Genomic DNA, 16,551 nt, shown 5'->3' on the forward strand with positions numbered 1-16,551 from the left:
TCTCGTCTGCTTATCATAAGAGTTAGTCGATGTCTTCGACGAGCATCAGCCGCCGCCGGGTCCGCCGGGATGCCGGCCACGAAGGGTCTAGAGTTTCGCCGTGAAGCGCACCTCCAGGGACATCCGGATCGCCAACCGTTTCGAGGTGCTGCGCCGGATCATCGGCGTACCGATGGTGTCGCGGCAGCAGATCGCCCAGGACACCGGGCTCAGCCTCGCCACCGCGGCCAACCTGATCGGCGAGTTGCTGGAGCTGGGGCTGCTGGTCGAGGTGGGCTACCAGGACTCCGGCGGAGGGCGGCCCCGGGGTGTGGTCTCGGTCAACCCGGCCGGCGGCGCGCTGGTCGGCGTCGACGTGGCCGAGACGTACGTGCACGTCGACCTCTTCGACGCCGGGCTGGGAGTGCTGGCCAGCGTCGAGGAGGAGTTGCACCCGACGGAGAATCGGCCCGAGCAGGTGGTGACGCACATCGCCTCGGCGGTCGGCGCGGCGTTCGCCGAGGGCGGCGTCGACCCGGATCGGGTACTCGGGGTCGGGGTCAGCGTGCCCGGCCAGGTCGACCGCGAGGGCGGGGTCTCGGTGTACGCCCCGAACTGGGACTGGCACGACGTACCGCTGCGCGACCTGCTCGCCGGTTCGCTGGACCTGCCGCTCTATCTGGACAACCCGCTGCGCGCCTGCGTGGTCGCCGAGCTGTGGTTCGGGGCCGGCCGGGGGCGCGACGACGTGGTGGTGGTCAACCTCGGCACCGGGGTCGGCGCCGGCCTGGCCTTCGGCGGGACGCTCTACCGGGGCGCCACCAACAGTGCGGGGGAGTGGGGGCACACCACGCTGGTGGTCGACGGGCGGCTCTGCCACTGCGGCAGCCGTGGCTGCGTCGAGACGTACGTCGGGGCACCCGGCATCATGCAGACGCTGCGCGACCTGGCGCCGGACAGCGCGCTGCTGCACCCCGAGGACCAGACCTCGACCATCGAGGCGCTCGCCGCCGGGGTCGCCGCCGGAGATCCGGTGGCCGCCAAGGTGGTCACCGAGACCGCCCGCTATCTCGGCGTCGCCGTCGCCGACCTGGTCAACCTGGTCAACCCGGAGGTGATCGTGCTCAGCAGCTGGGTCGCGGCCCGGCTCGGCGAGGCGTTGCTGCCGGAGGTACGGGCGGTGGTGACCCAGCACGCGCTGAGCCGCCCGCTGGCGGCGACCGAGATCACGCTCTGCCGGATCCCCGGCAACCCGGTCAGTCTCGGGGCGGCGACCTTCGCCCTCAAACGGTTCCTCGCCGGCATCGGCACCACCGCCGGCGGCCTCATCCGGCAACGCTGACGTCCCGGCGGCGGATCTGCGCGCCCGATTGCTCGCCGCGTTCGACCGGGTCGACGCCACTACCTGCCACAGAGCCGCGTCCGTATATTCCCTGGGGTGACCTCACCCCTTCCCAGCACCGGCAACCAGCCTCCCCCGTTCGACCCACGCCGCGATGTCGGCCCGGTCTGGCTGCTGATCGGGCCGGCACTCGCCGCGTCGCTGGGTGCCTTCATGCTCGCCGTCATCATCGGGCCGGCATGGATCGCGATCCAGCGGGACATGGATCTGCCGGCGTCGGTACCACTCTGGATCTTCGTCGCCTACCTGCTGCCGGCGGTGCTGGCGGTTCCGGTCGGTGCCCTGGTCGGCCGGCGCTGGCCGACCGCCGTCACGTTGCCCGCGATCGTGCTGCTGACTTCCGGATCGCTGCTGACGGCGCTGGCCCCGGGGAGCGGTCCGCTGCTGGTCGGCCGCGCGGTGACCGGGTTCGGGGCCGCTCTGGCCTGGGGTGTCACGGCCGCACTGGTTGCGCGGGTGCGGGCACGGCGGGCGTGGACGGTGCCACTCGTCGCCGGCGCGGTGGTGGTGGGGCTGGCTCTCGGACCCGTGGCTGGGGCGCTGCTGGGCCAGACGCTCGGTTGGCGGTGGCCTGTCATGTTGGCCGTGCCGTTCGGGGCGGCGGCGTTGCTGGCCACCGCGGTGAGCGGGATCGTCGTGCTGGTGCGGCACGCGTCCCCGCCGGCTCAGCCGCCGGCCGTACCGTTGGCATGACGAAACGGGCGGTGTAGGGCAGTCCGGCCAGACCGATGGAACCGCTCGATCCGGCGATGCAACCGGCGCCGCTCGGCGGGCCACCGCTCAACGTCGACATTCGCCACCGGCTGTCCGAGGCACCCGAGCACCACTCGACGCGCCCGGTGCCGTCGCGGCGCTAGCCGGCCCGGAGCACGGCGAAGCCGCGCGGGGGGATCCGGACGCCGCCCGGCACCGGCTCGGCGCCGCGCAGCACCCGGCCGTCGACGGTCACCTCGACCGGGCCGTCGGTGTCGTTGGCCAGAAAGGTGTAGCGGCGGCCGTCGGGATGCCGGCGCTGGACCGCCTCGACCCCGGCCGGCGGGGCGGCCAGCACCGGCACCACGCCGGCCCGGCCGGCGAGCCGGGTCAGCAGCCGCCCGAGGTCGGCGTCGGCGAGGTGGGTACCGAGGTAGTGGGCGGTGCCCAGGCCGTGCCGCCGCCGGGTCAGCGCCGGAGCGCCGGCCAGCGGTCCGGCGGCGTACGTCAACAGCACCTCGGCGGTCTGCGCGGTGGCCAGCTCCGTCCAGAGTCGACCGTACGTGCCGTCGTCGAGCGGTACCCGCTGGCCGTCGTCGAGCGGGAAGAACTCCTCGACCCGTACGCCGAGCAGTTCAGCCCAGGCGCCGTACCCGCCGAGCCGGATCCGGTCGTCGGGGTCCACCACCCCGGCGTACGGGCCGATGAGCACGGTGCCGCCGTCGGCGACGTACCGGGCCAGGTTGTCGGCGTCGGCGTCGCTGACCAGGTGCAGCGCCGGGACCAGCACCAGCCGGTACCGGCGCAGGTCGCCGCCGGGCCGGGCGAAGTCGCAGGTGACGGTGGCGGTACGCAGCACCCGGTGCCACTGCTCCAGCAGCGCCACCGGTTCGGCGTCCACGCTGGGCTGGCTGGGATGCTGCTGGGCCCAGATACTCGACCAGTCGAGCAGTATGGCGACGTCGGCGACGACCTCGCTGCCGACGATCTCGGCCAGCTCGTCGAGTTCGGTGCCGAGCGCGACCACCTCGCGCCAGACCTTGGTGTCGGTGCCGGCGTGCGGCACCATGCCGGAGTGCCACTTCTCGGCCCCTGACCGGGAGGCCCGCCACTGGAAGTAGAGCACCGAGTCGGCGCCCCGGGCCACGTGTGCCAGCGAGTCCCGGCGCAGCCGTCCGGGCGGCTTGGCGAGGTTGCGCGGCTGCCAGTTGACGGCACTGGCGGCGTGCTCCATCAGCGCCCAGGGCCGGCCGCCGGCCAGCGACCGGGCCAGGTCGGCGATGAAGGCGAGATCGGCGTACGGGTCGGCGCGGTCGGCGCTCAGGTAGTGGTCCATGGCGACCACGTCGACCTCGCCGGCCCAGGCCCAGAAGTCCACACTCCAGCGGTCGACGAGGAAGTTCGTCGTCACCGGTACGCCCGGACTGAGCCGGCGCAGGACGTCGCGTTCGGCCCGGTAGCAGGACAGCAGTTCGGCCGAGGAGAAGCGGTGGAAGTCGAGCTGCTGGGTGGGGTTGGTGAAGCTCGGGGTCTGCCGGGGCGGGAGGATCTGCGCCCAGTCGGTGTAGCGCTGCGACCAGAACGCGGTACCCCAGGCGGTGTTGAGCGCGTCCAGGGTGGCGTACCGGTCGCGCAGCCAGCTCCGGAACGCCTCGGCCGAGGTGTCGCACCAGCAGCGGGCGACGTGGCAGCCGTACTCGTTGTTGACGTGCCACATGGCCAGTGCGGGGTGGTCGGCGTAGCGGGTGGCGAGCCGCTCGACCAGCGCCACCGCCGCCGCCCGGTACGCCGGTGAGCTGGGGCAGAACGCCTGCCGGCTGCCCCACCAGAGCCGACTGCCGTCCGGGCCGACCGGCAGCGACTCCGGGTGGGCGTGGCTGAACCAGGGCGGCGGGGCGGCGGTGGCGGTGGCCAGGTCGGCGGCGATGCCGTGCCGGGCGAGCAGGTCGAGCAGGCGGTCGAGCCAGTCGAAGTCGTAGCGGCCGGGCTCGGTCTCCAGCATCGCCCAGGCGAAGACGCCGACGGTGACCAGGCCGACCCGGGCGTCCTTCATCAGCCGGACGTCGGTGGCCCAGACCTGCTCCGGCCACTGCTCGGCGTTGTAGTCGCCGCCGAAGGCGAAGCCGGGCAGGGCCGGGAGATCGAAGGCCATGGCTAGATCGTCCGACCTGGACGCCGGGGCCGTCAACCGACCACAGAGGCTTATTCTTTGTCCTTGACGAAGTAGTTGCAGAAGCCTAGGCTACGGCTCACCCCAGCGACGCCATCCACCAGCTCCAATGCCCGCGCCGTTGCCGCGCGAGAAGGAGGGCGCACCATGAGCGGTACCCGTTCCGGCCTGTCCCGACGGCGCTTCCTCGGCGGCTCGCTGCTGGTCGTCGGCGGCGCCGTACTGCCGGCCTGCCAGTCCGACCCGACCGGCGGCGGGGGGTCGGCCAAGGTCACCCTCAACCACTGGTACCACGAGTACGGCGAGCAGGGCACCCGGGAGGCCGCGCTGCGCTACGCCGCCGACTACACCAAGCAGAACCCGGACGTCGCGGTCAAGGTGACCTGGGTGCCGGGCGACTACAAGACGAAGTGGCAGTCGTCGGTGCTCACCCCGGAGGGCCCCGACGTGTACGAGATCAACGAGGTCACCCCGGACATGGTGGCGCAGCAGCAGGTCGCCGTCCTCGACGACATCCTCGGCCCGGCCAAGGCGGAACTCAACCCGCACGCGCTCAGCCCGCTCACCCACGGCGGCAAGGCGTACGGCGTACCGATGATCATCGACGTGATGCTGCTCTACTACCGCAAGAGCCTGCTCGCCGGGGCCGGTCTCGCGGCACCGGCCACCCTCACCGACCTGGTCGCCGCGGCGAAGGCGCTCACCAAGGGCAAGACCAAGGGCATCTTCGTCGGCAACGACGGCCTCGCCGGGATGCGCGGGGTGCTGCCGTTCTCGGTCGGCCAGGCCGTGCTCACCGACCGGAAGGTCAGCTACGCCACCCCGGAGATCGCCGACGCCTTCGCCGTCGCCCGCCGGATGTTCACCGAGAAGTCGATGCTGCTCGGCTACGCCACCGAGTGGTACGACCCCGGCGCCCTGATCACCGGCGCCACCGCGATCGCCTGGGGCGGGCTCTGGGCGCTGCCCCGGATCAGCAAGGAACTCGGCGACGACTTCGACCTCGTCCCGTGGCCGGCGCACGGCCCGACCGGCAAGCCGGTGGTGATCCTCGGCGGCTGGTCCCAGGTGGTCAACGGCAAGAGCAAGCACGTCGACGAGGCCAAGAAGTACGTGCAGTGGCTCTGGTTGCAGAACAACGAGGTGCAGCAGGACTGGGCGCTGAGCTACGGCTTCCACGTGCCGCCCCGGGCCGGCCTGGCCGCCCAGGCCGAGCCGTTGCGGACCGGGCCGGCGAAGAAGGTGGTGGACCTGCTCAACCAGTACGGCACCCGGACCACCGCGCTCTGGGCGCCGACGGTCAGCAAGCCGTACGACGATGCCGCCTCCGACATCATCCGCAAGAACGCCGACCCGCTGGCGACGCTGACCGCCGCGGCGGGCCGCTCCCAGGAGGCGCTCGACAAGCTGCCCACGGTCTGAGGCCCGGTGTCCGTGCGTACCGGTCCACTCCAGACCGACACCGGGCCGGCGGCCCGGCCGGCGCCCGCGCCGGCCGGGCGCCGCCGGGTCGACTGGTCGGCCTGGCGGGCCTTCGTGCTGCTGACCGCGCCACTGGTGGTCGGGCTGCTGCTCTTCAGGTACGTCGCGATGGGCTGGGGACTGCTGCTCAGCTTCAGCAACGCCCGGGGCACCATCGCGCTCGGCGACTGGGCCGGGCTGGCGAACTACCGGACCCTCTTCGGCGATCCGCGGTTCCGCACCTCGCTGTCGATGATCGTGGTCTTCACCCTGGTGATCGTGCCGCTGACCTTCGCGATCGCGCTCGGGCTGGCCGTACTGGTCAACCGGCTGCGCCGGGGTCGGGCACTGTTCCGGACCACCTTCTTCCTGCCGGCCGCCGTCTCCTACGTGGTCGCCTCGCTGATCTGGAAGATGAGCCTGTTCAGCGGCGTACCGTCCAGCGCGGCCAACTCGCTGGCCGCCCTCTTCGGCCAGGAGCCGACCGCGTGGATCGCCACCGTCGACCCGCCGCTGTACTGGATCGTGCTGATCACCGTCCGGCTCTGGTTGCAGATCGGCCTCTACATGATCCTGTTCCTGGCCGGCATGCAGGAGATCCCCGGCGAGCTGTACGAGGCGGCCCGGGTCGACGGCGCGGCGGGCGAGTGGCGGCTGTTCCGGCACATCACCTTCCCGCTGCTGCGCAACACCTCGGTCGCGGTGACCCTGCTGCTGGTGATCGCGGCATTCCAGGCGTTCGACGAGTTCTACAACCTGCTCAGTACCGGCCTGGCCGGCGCGCCCGGTCCGGACGGCCGCCCGCCGCTGGTCTACCTCTACGACGTCTCGCTGGTGCAGCAGGACTACGGCCTGGGCTCGGCCGGCGCGTTCGTGGTCACCCTGCTGATCGTGCTGGTGACCCTGGTGCAGGGCCGGCTGGTCGGCTTCGGCCGGAGGGACGGATGATGAGCGACGACCGCCTCCCGCGCCGCCGTACCGCCCGTCCGATCGGCCGGGCCCGGATCGGCAGTTACCTGGCGGCCGTCGTCTTCGCGGTGCCGTTCCTGCTGCCGTTCTATCTGCTGCTGCGCAACTCGTTGATGACGCAGGCCGAACTCGGCGCCCTGGAGTGGCGCTGGTGGCCGGAGCGGATCGACCTGACCGGCTTCACCGACGCGTTCACCAACAGCAGCGCCCCGCTGGGCCGGGCACTGCTCAACTCGGCAGTGGTCGCGATCGTCTCGGCGCCGATCTCCACGCTGTTCGCCTCGATGGCCGGCTACGCGGTGGCCCGGATCCGGGTCGCCGCGGCAAGACCGGTCTTCCTGCTGGTCGTGGCAACCATGATGGTGCCCGGCGCGGCCACCTTCGTGCCGACCTTCGTGGTGGTCGGTTCGCTGGGCGGGGTGAACACGCTGTGGGGACTGATCGTGCCGGGGCTGTTCAACGCCCTCGCCGTGCTGCTCTTCCGCGGCTTCTACCTGCGTTTCCCACAGGAGATCGAGGACGCCGGCCGGATCGACGGGCTCGGCCACCTCGGCGTCTACCTGCGGCTGGCGCTGCCCAACTCGGCGGGGCTGCTCGCCGCGCTCGGCGTACTCTCCTTCATCGAGCACTGGAACTCGTTCCTCTGGCCGCTGGTGATCGGGCAGGACCCGGCACTCTGGACCGTCCAGGTGGCGATGTCGACCAACCTGACCGCCCAGGCGATCAACCTGCCGGCGCTCTTCGCCAGCGCGGTCGTCTCGGTCGTCCCGCTGGCCCTGGTCTTCCTGGTCGCCCAACGCTGGATCGTGCGCGGGATCATGGCGACCGGGATCAAGGGCTGACCGACGCCCGGCCCACCAACTCCCGGGGCATGGGGATCGGCATCACTTCGATGTCGGGAAATGTGTGACGGCAGGCCATGTCGGCGGATCGTCTGCGGGTCGTAACGTCGCGGCAACTTCCACCGTGATCCAGCCCACACCGCCGCCGGAGGTCCACCATGCGCCACAGATCCCGTCCTCGCCGCAGACCTCTCCTGGCCCGCCTGGTGCGGGCCGCCCTGGTGCCCGTACTGGCCGCGGTCGGCGTACTCGCCGCCACCGGACCCGCCCAGGCCGCCACCTTCGGCCAGGTGACCGGCTTCGGCTCCAACCCCGGCAACCTCACCATGTACGCGTACCGGCCGGACAACCTGCCCGGCAACGCTCCCGCGGTGGTGCTGCTGCACGGCTGCGCGCAGAACGCCAACGGCTACTTCGGCAACTCGGGCTGGCGCAAGTACGCCGACCAGTGGGGATTCGCGCTGATCGTGCCGGAGCAGAAATCGGCGAACAACTCGACCTCCTGCTTCAACTGGTTCGAGCCGGGTGACACCGCCCGGGGCCAGGGCGAGGCGCTCTCCATCAAGCAGATGGTCGAGCACGCCCGGAGCAGCTTCGGCATCGCCGCCAACCGGGTCTACGTCAGCGGGCTCTCCGCCGGTGGGGCGATGGCGGCGACGATGCTCGCCACCTACCCGGACACCTTCGCGGCCGGGTCGATCGTCGCCGGCATCCCCTACCGCTGCGCCACCAGCATGGTCAACGCGTTCAGCTGCATGAACCCGGGCGTCGACCGGAGCCCGGCCCAGTGGGGCGACCTGGTCCGGCAGGCGTACCCGGGCTACTCCGGCGCCCGGCCGAAGGTGGCGATCTGGCACGGCACCGCCGACTACACGGTCGGCACCGCCAACGCCACCGAGTCCCGGGACCAGTGGACCAACGTACTCGGCCTCCCGCAGACCCCGACCGGCACCTCGACCCTGCCCGGCGGCACCACCCTGGAGACGTACGGCGCCGACCAGGTACGCCTCTACCGGGTCGCCGGCATGGGGCACGGCACCCCGGTCGACCCGGGCTCCGGGGCCGAGCAGTGCGGCACCGCCGCCGCGTACTTCCTGGACACCATCTGCTCGGCATACCGGGACGCGCTCTTCTTCGGCCTCGGCACCGGTACCGACCCCGGCGACCCGGGGGATCCGGGAGATCCCGGTGACCCGGGCGAGGACCCGGTCTGCGTCACCGCCAGCAACTACGCGCACGTCCAGGCGGGGCGCGCCTACCAGTCCGGCGGGTACGCCTACGCGCTCGGCTCGGGCGCCCGGATGGGCCTCTACAACGTCTTCGCCACCACGACCCTGCGGCAGACCGGTCCCGCCCACTGGGTGATCGGCTGCTGAACGGACCCGTCCGGCGTCCTCCCCTGGCGGCGCCGGACAGCCGGTGGACTCCGGCCGGTCGGACACCTCGGCCGGAGCCACCGGGCCGGCGACTCAGCCCGCCGGGTCGGTCTCGCCCAGCTCCTGGGTCAGGTTGACCATGTTGCCGTCCGGGTCGTGCAGGTGGACCACCCGCTGGCCCCACGGCATGTCGTTCGGCGGACCCAGCACCCGCCCGCCGAGCGGCGCCACCTCGTCCAGCAGCCCGTCGACGTCCGGCACGGCCACGCTGAGGGCGATCCTCGACGGGGTCGAAAGGTCGACCTCCGCCTCGCTGACCACCCCGAGGTCGGAGTCGCCCAGTCGCAGGGAGACGTAGAAGACCGGCCCCTCGTCCGGGAACCGGCGTACCTCCACCGCGCCGAGCAACCCCTGGTAGAAACGCAGCAGGCGGGGCAGGTCGGGGGTGACGACGATCGGCTGCACGGTGGTCATGTCAGTCTCCTCGGGATCCGTCGTAGCACTCTCATCGAGAGGTACGGGGCGGAACGCCGGAACTCATCGGTCGACCGGCGGCACCTCGGCCGGCTGCCCGAAGAGGGTCACCAGCCGATCGGCGTCGAGGAACGTGGTCACACCCGTCACCAGCCCGTCGGCCACGTCGAGCAGGACCAGCCCGAACGGCCGGTACCCGCCCTCGGGAGCCGGCCGGAGCTGCCAGAACGCCGGGGAGCCGTTCGCCGCGACCGGGACGAGCCGGGCACCCGCGCACGACGCGGCCGGATCCAGCAGGGCCAGCCGGATCTGGTCCCGGCCCCGCAACCAGAACCGGACCGGCGGCATCGACATCGTGGCGTCCTCGTGCAGCAACGCCACCATCGCCTCGACGTCGTGGCGCTCGAACGCGTCGCAGTACCGGGCGAGCAGGTCCCGCTGGCCCGGGTCGGCCGGCCGGAACGGTTCGCCGGGGGCCCGGTCCACGGTCCGCAGCGTCGCCCTCGCCCGCTGCAACGCACTGGTCACCGACGCGACCGTGCTCTCCAGCAGTTGGGCGACCTCCTCGGCCCGCCAGCAGAGCACGTCGCGCAGGATCAGTACCGCCCGCTGCCGGGGCGGCAGGTGCTGCAACGCGGCCACGAACGCCAGCCGGATCGTCTCCCGGCGTAGCGCCAGATCGGCGGGATCGCCCTGCATCGACAGCGCGACACCGTCCGGGACCGGCTGGACGAAGACCCGCTCCGGTGCCGGTGCGCCGATGCCCGGCCCGTCGGCGGCCGGCCCGAGGTCCATGGCCAGCGCCCGGCGTTGCGGGCTGCGCAGCATGTCGAGGCAGATGTTCGTCGCGATGCGGTAGAGCCAGGTCCGCAGCGAACCGCGCCGCTCGTCGTACCGGTCGAACGACCGCCAGGCCCGCAGCATGGTCTCCTGGACGGCGTCCTCGGCCTCGAACCCCGAGCCGAGCATCCGGTAGCAGTAACCGGTCAGCTCCGTCCGGAACGGCTCCAGCCGGGACGTCTGCGCGTCCAGCCGGGATGTGCCCACCGGCGTCGTCTCCACCACCGGTCCGACCATACCCACCCCGGCCCGCACGGCCACCCGGAGGAACTGCCCGGGGACCGATGAGTTTCCCGCGCCCACCTCGTATCACCGGTAGGAGCGCCGGGGCGATGCGGCCGGACTGGAGGAGAGTTGATGAGTGAAGATCATTTGTGGGCCGAGGTACGGGCGGAACGCCAGGAACAGGTGGAACTGCTCGCCACGCTCCGCCCGGAGCAGTGGGACGCCTCCACGCTCTGCGCCGGCTGGCGGGTACGCGAGGTCGTCGCACACACCACGTTGCCGTTCCGGAACTCGTTCGGGCGTTTCGTCGTGGACCTGGTCAGGGCCCGGGGAAGCTTCGACCGGATGGCCGACCGGCGCGCCCGGCGCGACGCCGCCGAACTACCCGCCGAGCACCTGCTCGGATCGCTGCGGGACAACGTCGCGCACACCTGGACACCACCCGGCGGCGGCGTGCACGGCGCGCTGTCGCACGACGTGATCCACGGACTCGACATCACCGTCGGACTCGGGCTGGACCGCCGGGTACCACCGGACCGGGTCGGCCTGGTGCTGTCCCGGATGCGGCCGAGAAACATCCGGTACTTCGGAGTGGACCTGCGCGGGGTGGCGCTGCACGCCACCGACCTGGACTGGAGCTACGGCACCGGCAGCCCGCTCCGGGGTCTCGCCCAGGATCTGCTGCTGGTGATCTGCGGGCGTCGGCTGCCACCCGGCCGGCTCGACGGCGAGCACGCGGCCCGGTTCTCCGCGCAGCCCACACCCCACTGACCCGCCCCCCGCCGGGACGGTGCCGCCGTCGACCAGGGCCACCGGTGCTGGATTGGCCCGGCCGGCAACCGGTCGACCGTCGGTAGCATCGGGCCTCCCGCCGGTGGCGCGAGATCACCACCGAACCGCATCCGACCAGGGAGGAAACCCTCGTGCGTGACGCCTTCGCCGAGCTGTCAACGCCGTTGGTCGCCGACGCCTGCGTACGCCTCGGTGTGCCGCTGCGGATCGCCCCGCCCGGCATCGCCGCCGTCGTACCCGGGCAGCGGCTCGCCGGACGCGTACTGCCGGCCCGGCACTACGGCAGCGTCGACGTGTTCCTGGAGGCTCTGGAGGCTGCCGACCGGGACGACGTCCTGGTCGTCGACAACGGCGGACGGGCCGACGAGGCGTGTGTCGGTGACCTGGTGGTGCTGGAGGCCCGGGCGGCCGGGCTGGCCGGTCTGGTGGTCTGGGGCCTGCACCGCGACACGCCGGACCTGGTGGAGATCGGTCTGCCCGTCTTCAGCTACGGCAGCTACCCGGCCGGTCCGGTACGCCTCGACGAACCCGAGCCGGCGGCCCTGGCCAGCGCGCGCTTCGGTGCGCACTCCGTCGGCGCGGCCGATGCCGTCTTCGCCGACGACGACGGGGTGCTCTTCGTCGCCGTCGACCGGACCGAGGAGGTGCTGACGACCGCGCGGCAGATCCGGCGGACCGAACGCGACCAGGCCGCGCGGATCCGGGCCGGGCGGTCCCTGCGCGAGCAGACCCGCTTTGCCGACTATCTGGCCCGGCGGGCCGCCGATCCGGCGTACAGCTTCCGCCGGCACCTGCGCCGGATCGGCGGCGCCATCGAGGAGTAGGTCGATGGGGGAGTGGGCCCACCAGGGTCGGGGTCGGTCGGCGAGCCGGACGGCCCGAGGGGTCGGACCCCGCCAGGCGGTCGCTGTTGCGACGGGTTGGCACCTGCTGCGTTGTCGCGTGCGTACATGAGCACGTAATCTCGGCGGAGACGCCCGTACCGGGCCGCCACCGCAACCGGCCAGCCCGGCCGACAGGGAGGCAGCGGCGGATGACCGACAGCCACGACCACGGTCGCGACCACCTCCAAAGCCACCGCCACCATCCCGACCACGGCCACGGCCACGGCCACGGAGGCCGGTGGCGGGGGCTGTGGCACCGCCTCGGTCACCTCCTCACCCCGCACGCGCACGACACCGCGGACAAGGTCGACGGCGCCCTGGAGACCTCCCGGGCCGGCCTGCGGGCACTGTGGATCTCGCTGGCCGTCCTCGGCGTGACCGCCGGGTTGCAGGCGCTCGTCGTGGCGATGTCAGATTCGGTGGCGCTGCTCGGCGACACCCTGCACAACGTCGCCGACGCGCTCACCGCCGTACCCCTGGGCATCGCCTTCCTCCTCGGCCGACGCGCCGCGACCCGCGCCTACACCTACGGCTACGGCCGGGCCGAGGACCTCGCCGGAATCGCCATCGTCGCGACCATCGCCGCCTCCGCCGCCTTCGCCGGGTACGAGGCCGTCCGTCGGCTGCTGGATCCGCAGGACGTCCGGCACCTGCCGTACGTCGCCGCCGCCGCGCTCGTCGGCTTCCTCGGCAACGAGCTGGTCGCCCGCTACCGGATGGCCGTCGGTCGGCGGATCGGCTCCGCCGCGCTGGTCGCGGACGGGTTGCACGCCCGCGCCGACGGCTTCACCTCGCTGGCCGTGTTGCTCGGCGCCGGTGGTGCCGCGCTCGGCTGGCGGTGGGCGGACCCGGTGGTCGGACTGCTGATCACCGCCGCGATCCTGCTGGTGCTCAAGGACGCCGCGCGGGAGGTCTACCGGCGGCTGATGGATGCCGTCGACCCGGTTCTGGTCGACCGGGCCGAGGCGACCCTGCGGGCCGTGCCGGGCGTCCGGCAGGTGACAGCGGTACGGATGCGCTGGATCGGCCATCGGCTGCACGCCGAGGCGACCCTCGTGGTCGACGCCGACCTGACCCTGTTGCAGGCCCACGAGGTCGCCGCCGACGCCGAACACCAGCTCGGACACGCCGTACCACGGCTCGGTGGTGCCACCGTGCACACCGACCCGGCCAGCCACCCCGGCGACCATCACCATGCCGAGCTGTCACACCGGCGGCGCGGTCAGGACGGCCGCCCGAGCATGGCCAGCCGATCCGGGGACCCGGCCGCCTCGGGCACCCCGAGCATCCGGTAGAGGGCGTGGGCGGCATCCCAGTGCGTCTCGGCCCGCCCGTCGTCACCGGCCGTCCGGTACGCCCGGCTGAGTCCGGCGTGCGCCCGGGCCTGCTCGTACGCGTCCCCGATCTCGGTGGCCAGGCTGAGCGCGCTGCTGTGCTGCACCCGCGCCGGGTCGGGCCGGCCCAGCCGGTGCAGGATCTCGCCGAGACTGTTCGTGGACGAGGCCTCGCCGGCCCGCTCACCGACCCGACGCAGCAACGTGAGCGCCTGCTCGACCAGCTCCAGTGCGGACTCGTGGTCTCCCTGCCACAGGCGTACCCGGCCGAGCCCGTCCAGCGCGAGCGCCCTGCCGGCCTGGTCGCCGACCGCCTCGAACAACGCCAGTGCCCGCCGGTGCCGGCCGGCGGCGGTGAGCAGCCGTCCGGCGCGCAGGTGCAGCTCGCCGAGACTGGTCAGCGCGTACGCCTCGCCGGTCGCGTCGGCGATCCGCCGGCAGAGCACGGCGGCGGTACGCAGGTGCACCCCCGCCTCCCGGTAGTTGCCCTGGCGCAGCAGTACGTGCCCCAGGTTGCCGCCGGCCCGGGCTTCGCCGGCCGGGTCGGCGGCCCGTCGGCAGAGCGGCAGCGCGGCGCGCAGTGCCTCGGCCGCCTCGTCGTACCGGCCCTGCCGCTGCTGGACGTGGCCGAGGTTGCCCAGCGCCCGCGCCTCACCCGCACTGTCGCCGTTCTCCCGGCTCAGCGCCACCGCCTCACGTAGCCGGGCGATCGAGGGCGCGTACCGGCCCTGCTGGGCGTACATCACGGCGAGCCCGGTCAGCAGGTGCGCCTCGGTGACCCGGTCACCGTCCTGCCGGGCCGCCGCCAGGGCGTGCGTGTGCATCCGTTCGGCGTCGGCGAAGTATCCGCCGCTCTCCAGATAGCGCAGCAGGGTCAGGGTCAGCCGTACCGCGTGGGCCGACCGGCCGCGTTCGGCGGCCCGGACCGCCGTCGCCACCAGGGTGGGCCGTTCCGCGTCCAGCCAATCCCGGGCCGCCTGCGGGTCCGGCATCGGCGGTGGCGGGACCGGCGGCCGGTGCACCGGTGCCCGGCGGTGCCGTTCCGCCGGATAGAGCGTGTCGATCGCCGCCGTCGCGGCGGCCAGTTCGTAGTCGAAGAGGCGGTCGGCGGCGGCGTCGGCCGCCGAGGCCGGCTCGTCGGCGGCACAGCGTTCGGTCGCGTACGCCCGGAGCAGGTCGTGGAAGGTGTACCGGTGGTTGCCCGCCGTCTGCACGAGGTTCGCCCGGGCGAGCGTGTCGAGCAGGTGCCGGGCCTGCTCCGGCTCGGTGTCGAAGAGCGCCGCCGCGGCGTACCGGTCGACGTCCGGTCCGGGATGCGGCCCGAGCATCCGGAAGGCCCGGGCGGCGGCGGACGGCAGTTGCTGGTACGACCAGGAGAGCACCGCTCGGACGCCGGTACGCGGGTCGCCGCCGGCGTCGAGCAGCCGGAGCCGGTGCTGCTGGTCGGCCAGCTCGGCGACGAGGACCGCCAGCGGTGCGGTCGGCCGGGTGAGCACGAGTTCGGCGGCGACCCGCAGCGCCAGTGGCAGGTGGGCGCAGCGCTCGGCGAGCGCTGCGGCGGCCGCCGGTTCCCGGGCGACCCGCTCGCCGAGGGTGCGCCAGAGCAGCTCGACCGAGTCGGCGCTGGAGAGCAGGCCGAGTTCGATTCGCTCGGCGCCGTCCCGGGCGACCAGCCCGGCCAGGGTGTCCCGGCTGGTGACCAGCACCGCGCAGGAGGCGCTGCCGGGCAGCAGCGGCCGGGCCTGCGCCACCGAGGCGGCGTTGTCCAGCACGATCAGCATCCGCCGGCCGTCCAGCGCGCTGCGGTAGCGCGCCGCGCACTCGTCGAGCTCGAACGGCACCTCGGTGCCGGGCACCCCCAGCGCGCGGAGGAACCCGGCCAGCGCCTCCTGCGGCGGCATCGGCCGGTCGACGTCGTAGCCGCGCAGGTTGACGTAGAGCTGCCCGTCGGGGAACCGGTGCCGGGCGTGGTGCCCCCAGCGCAGTGCGAGGGCGGTCTTGCCGACTCCGGCGGTGCCGGCGAGCACGACGACGGGGACGGTCGACGGGTCCGGCCGGGTGTGGTGATCGGAGCGCACCAGCAGCCTGTCCAGCCTGGCGAGTTCGGCCGAGCGGCCGCAGAACCCGGGTACGTCGGCGGGGAGCTGCGCGGGAACGGCCGGCGACTCGTCCGGCGCGCCGCCGGTACCGGTCGGGATCGCCGGTGCCGCTGTCTCGGCGGCCCGCAGCGCGTCCCGGTAGGCGCCGGCCAGCTCGGGGCCGGGTTCGACTCCCAATTCCTCGACGAGTCGCCGACGGGCCGTGCGGTAGACCGTGACGGCCCGGTCCCGGCGTCCGAGCGCGTGGTAGGCCCGGATCAGCAGTGCCTGGGCGGTCTCGTCCAGCGGGTTGCCGGCAGCGAGTTCCTCCAGCGCCGGGAGCACGTCGGCGGCCCCGCCGGCAGCGATCATGACCTCGCCGTACCTGCGTACCGCCGCGCGGCGTTCCTCGGCCAGCGCGACGACCTTGGGGTGCCGGGCGAGTGAGGGGACGTCGACCAGCGGTTCGGCCCGCCACAGCGCGAGCGCCCGCTGCCAGAGCCGGACCGAACCGGCCAGGTCGTCCCGGCGGTACGCGTCGGACGCCGCGCCGGCGAGTTCCCGGAACACGCAGAGGTCGAGGTTGCGGGCGGGTACGCCGACCGCGTACCCGTCGCCGACCCGGGGCAGGACGGCGCTGGCGGTGTGCGTGCGCCGGTCGGGTTCGAGCAGTCGGCGAAGGTTCTTGACGTGCGTCTGGATCACGTTGGTGGCCGTCGCGGGCGGCGCGCTGTCGTCCCAGAGCACGTCGATGATCTCGGATCGGGTCATCGGCCGGCCGGCGGCGAGCGCGAGCAGGCCGAGCACGGCCCGCTGCCCGGGTGAGGAGAAGGCGATCTGTTGCCCACCGCGCCAGGCCCGCACCGAGCCGAGGATCTCCAGCCGTACCGTGTCGACGCCGCCGTCGCCGGACTCCCCGAAAGCGCTGACACCGTATGCGCTTTCGTGAGCTACGACCATGCCGCCCCCATGTCTAACAGGGTGGCGTGCGGACGAAACCCAGGCAAGGGCCCGAATGCCTGAAGCGGTGAT

The 16,551-nt window shown here is 73.0% G+C and carries 13 protein-coding genes; 9 read left to right on the forward strand and 4 right to left on the reverse strand.

Annotated elements, in window-relative coordinates; genetic code table 11:
- The first annotated feature begins 100 nt into the window (after nucleotides 1-100).
- Both V1634_RS17815 and V1634_RS17820 read left to right on the forward strand, forming a co-directional pair.
- Nucleotides 101-1,321 carry an ROK family protein gene (locus V1634_RS17815; RefSeq protein WP_331208968.1) on the forward strand — a complete coding sequence of 407 codons (1,221 nt, stop codon included), beginning with the start codon at nucleotides 101-103 and terminating at the stop codon, nucleotides 1,319-1,321.
- 96 nt (nucleotides 1,322-1,417) lie between these two features.
- Complete coding sequence (locus V1634_RS17820) at nucleotides 1,418-2,074, forward strand: MFS transporter (protein WP_331208969.1); 657 nt, start codon at nucleotides 1,418-1,420, stop codon at nucleotides 2,072-2,074.
- A 160-nt stretch (nucleotides 2,075-2,234) separates the two neighbouring features.
- Here the strand turns inward: V1634_RS17820 and V1634_RS17825 are convergent, their stop codons facing one another.
- Nucleotides 2,235-4,226, reverse strand: a complete 1,992-nt coding sequence (locus V1634_RS17825) for a beta-galactosidase (RefSeq protein WP_331208970.1) — start codon at nucleotides 4,224-4,226, stop codon at nucleotides 2,235-2,237.
- 165 nt (nucleotides 4,227-4,391) lie between these two features.
- On the opposite strand from V1634_RS17825, the gene V1634_RS17830 reads away from it, so the two are divergent.
- From V1634_RS17830 to V1634_RS17845, 4 genes are all read left to right on the forward strand, one after another.
- A complete protein-coding gene (locus V1634_RS17830) occupies nucleotides 4,392-5,666 on the forward strand; it encodes an ABC transporter substrate-binding protein (protein ID WP_331208971.1) in 1,275 nt (424 codons plus the stop codon).
- A gap of 6 nt (nucleotides 5,667-5,672) precedes the next feature.
- Nucleotides 5,673-6,653, forward strand: coding sequence for a carbohydrate ABC transporter permease (locus tag V1634_RS17835; protein ID WP_331208972.1), 981 nt, complete (start codon nucleotides 5,673-5,675; stop codon nucleotides 6,651-6,653).
- On the forward strand, nucleotides 6,653-7,516 hold the full coding sequence (locus tag V1634_RS17840; RefSeq protein ID WP_331208973.1) for a carbohydrate ABC transporter permease: 864 nt from the start codon (nucleotides 6,653-6,655) through the stop codon (nucleotides 7,514-7,516). Before V1634_RS17835 ends, V1634_RS17840 begins: the two co-directional genes overlap by 1 nt.
- 158 nt (nucleotides 7,517-7,674) lie before the next feature.
- Nucleotides 7,675-8,892 carry an extracellular catalytic domain type 1 short-chain-length polyhydroxyalkanoate depolymerase gene (locus V1634_RS17845; protein ID WP_331208974.1) on the forward strand — a complete coding sequence of 406 codons (1,218 nt, stop codon included), beginning with the start codon at nucleotides 7,675-7,677 and terminating at the stop codon, nucleotides 8,890-8,892.
- Between the two features lie 93 nt (nucleotides 8,893-8,985).
- On the opposite strand, the gene V1634_RS17850 is transcribed toward V1634_RS17845, so the two are convergent.
- On the reverse strand, nucleotides 8,986-9,366 hold the full coding sequence (locus V1634_RS17850) for a VOC family protein (protein ID WP_331208975.1): 381 nt from the start codon (nucleotides 9,364-9,366) through the stop codon (nucleotides 8,986-8,988).
- Nucleotides 9,367-9,429: 63 nt separating this feature from the next.
- Entirely contained in the window at nucleotides 9,430-10,431 is a 1,002-nt protein-coding gene (locus V1634_RS17855) for a sigma-70 family RNA polymerase sigma factor (RefSeq protein ID WP_331208976.1), read from the reverse strand.
- A gap of 132 nt (nucleotides 10,432-10,563) precedes the next feature.
- Between V1634_RS17855 and V1634_RS17860 the strand changes: the two genes are divergently transcribed.
- The 3 genes from V1634_RS17860 to V1634_RS17870 all read left to right on the forward strand — a co-directional run bounded on the left by V1634_RS17860 (nucleotide 10,564) and on the right by V1634_RS17870 (nucleotide 13,402).
- Nucleotides 10,564-11,202 carry a maleylpyruvate isomerase family mycothiol-dependent enzyme gene (locus V1634_RS17860; protein ID WP_331208977.1) on the forward strand — a complete coding sequence of 213 codons (639 nt, stop codon included), beginning with the start codon at nucleotides 10,564-10,566 and terminating at the stop codon, nucleotides 11,200-11,202.
- A gap of 152 nt (nucleotides 11,203-11,354) precedes the next feature.
- Nucleotides 11,355-12,047 carry an RraA family protein gene (locus V1634_RS17865; protein ID WP_331208978.1) on the forward strand — a complete coding sequence of 231 codons (693 nt, stop codon included), beginning with the start codon at nucleotides 11,355-11,357 and terminating at the stop codon, nucleotides 12,045-12,047.
- Nucleotides 12,048-12,256: 209 nt separating this feature from the next.
- Nucleotides 12,257-13,402 carry a cation diffusion facilitator family transporter gene (locus tag V1634_RS17870; RefSeq protein ID WP_331208979.1) on the forward strand — a complete coding sequence of 382 codons (1,146 nt, stop codon included), beginning with the start codon at nucleotides 12,257-12,259 and terminating at the stop codon, nucleotides 13,400-13,402.
- On the opposite strand, the gene V1634_RS17875 is transcribed toward V1634_RS17870, so the two are convergent.
- Nucleotides 13,330-16,479: an AfsR/SARP family transcriptional regulator gene (locus V1634_RS17875; protein WP_331208980.1), complete on the reverse strand. Its 3,150-nt coding sequence runs from the start codon at nucleotides 16,477-16,479 to the stop codon at nucleotides 13,330-13,332. The genes V1634_RS17870 and V1634_RS17875 overlap by 73 nt on opposite strands.
- Nucleotides 16,480-16,551: the final 72 nt, after the last annotated feature.

Origin of the sequence: Plantactinospora veratri (genome assembly GCF_036421995.1) — a bacterium.
In the GTDB taxonomy this organism is placed as follows: Bacteria; Actinomycetota; Actinomycetes; order Mycobacteriales; family Micromonosporaceae; genus Plantactinospora; species Plantactinospora veratri.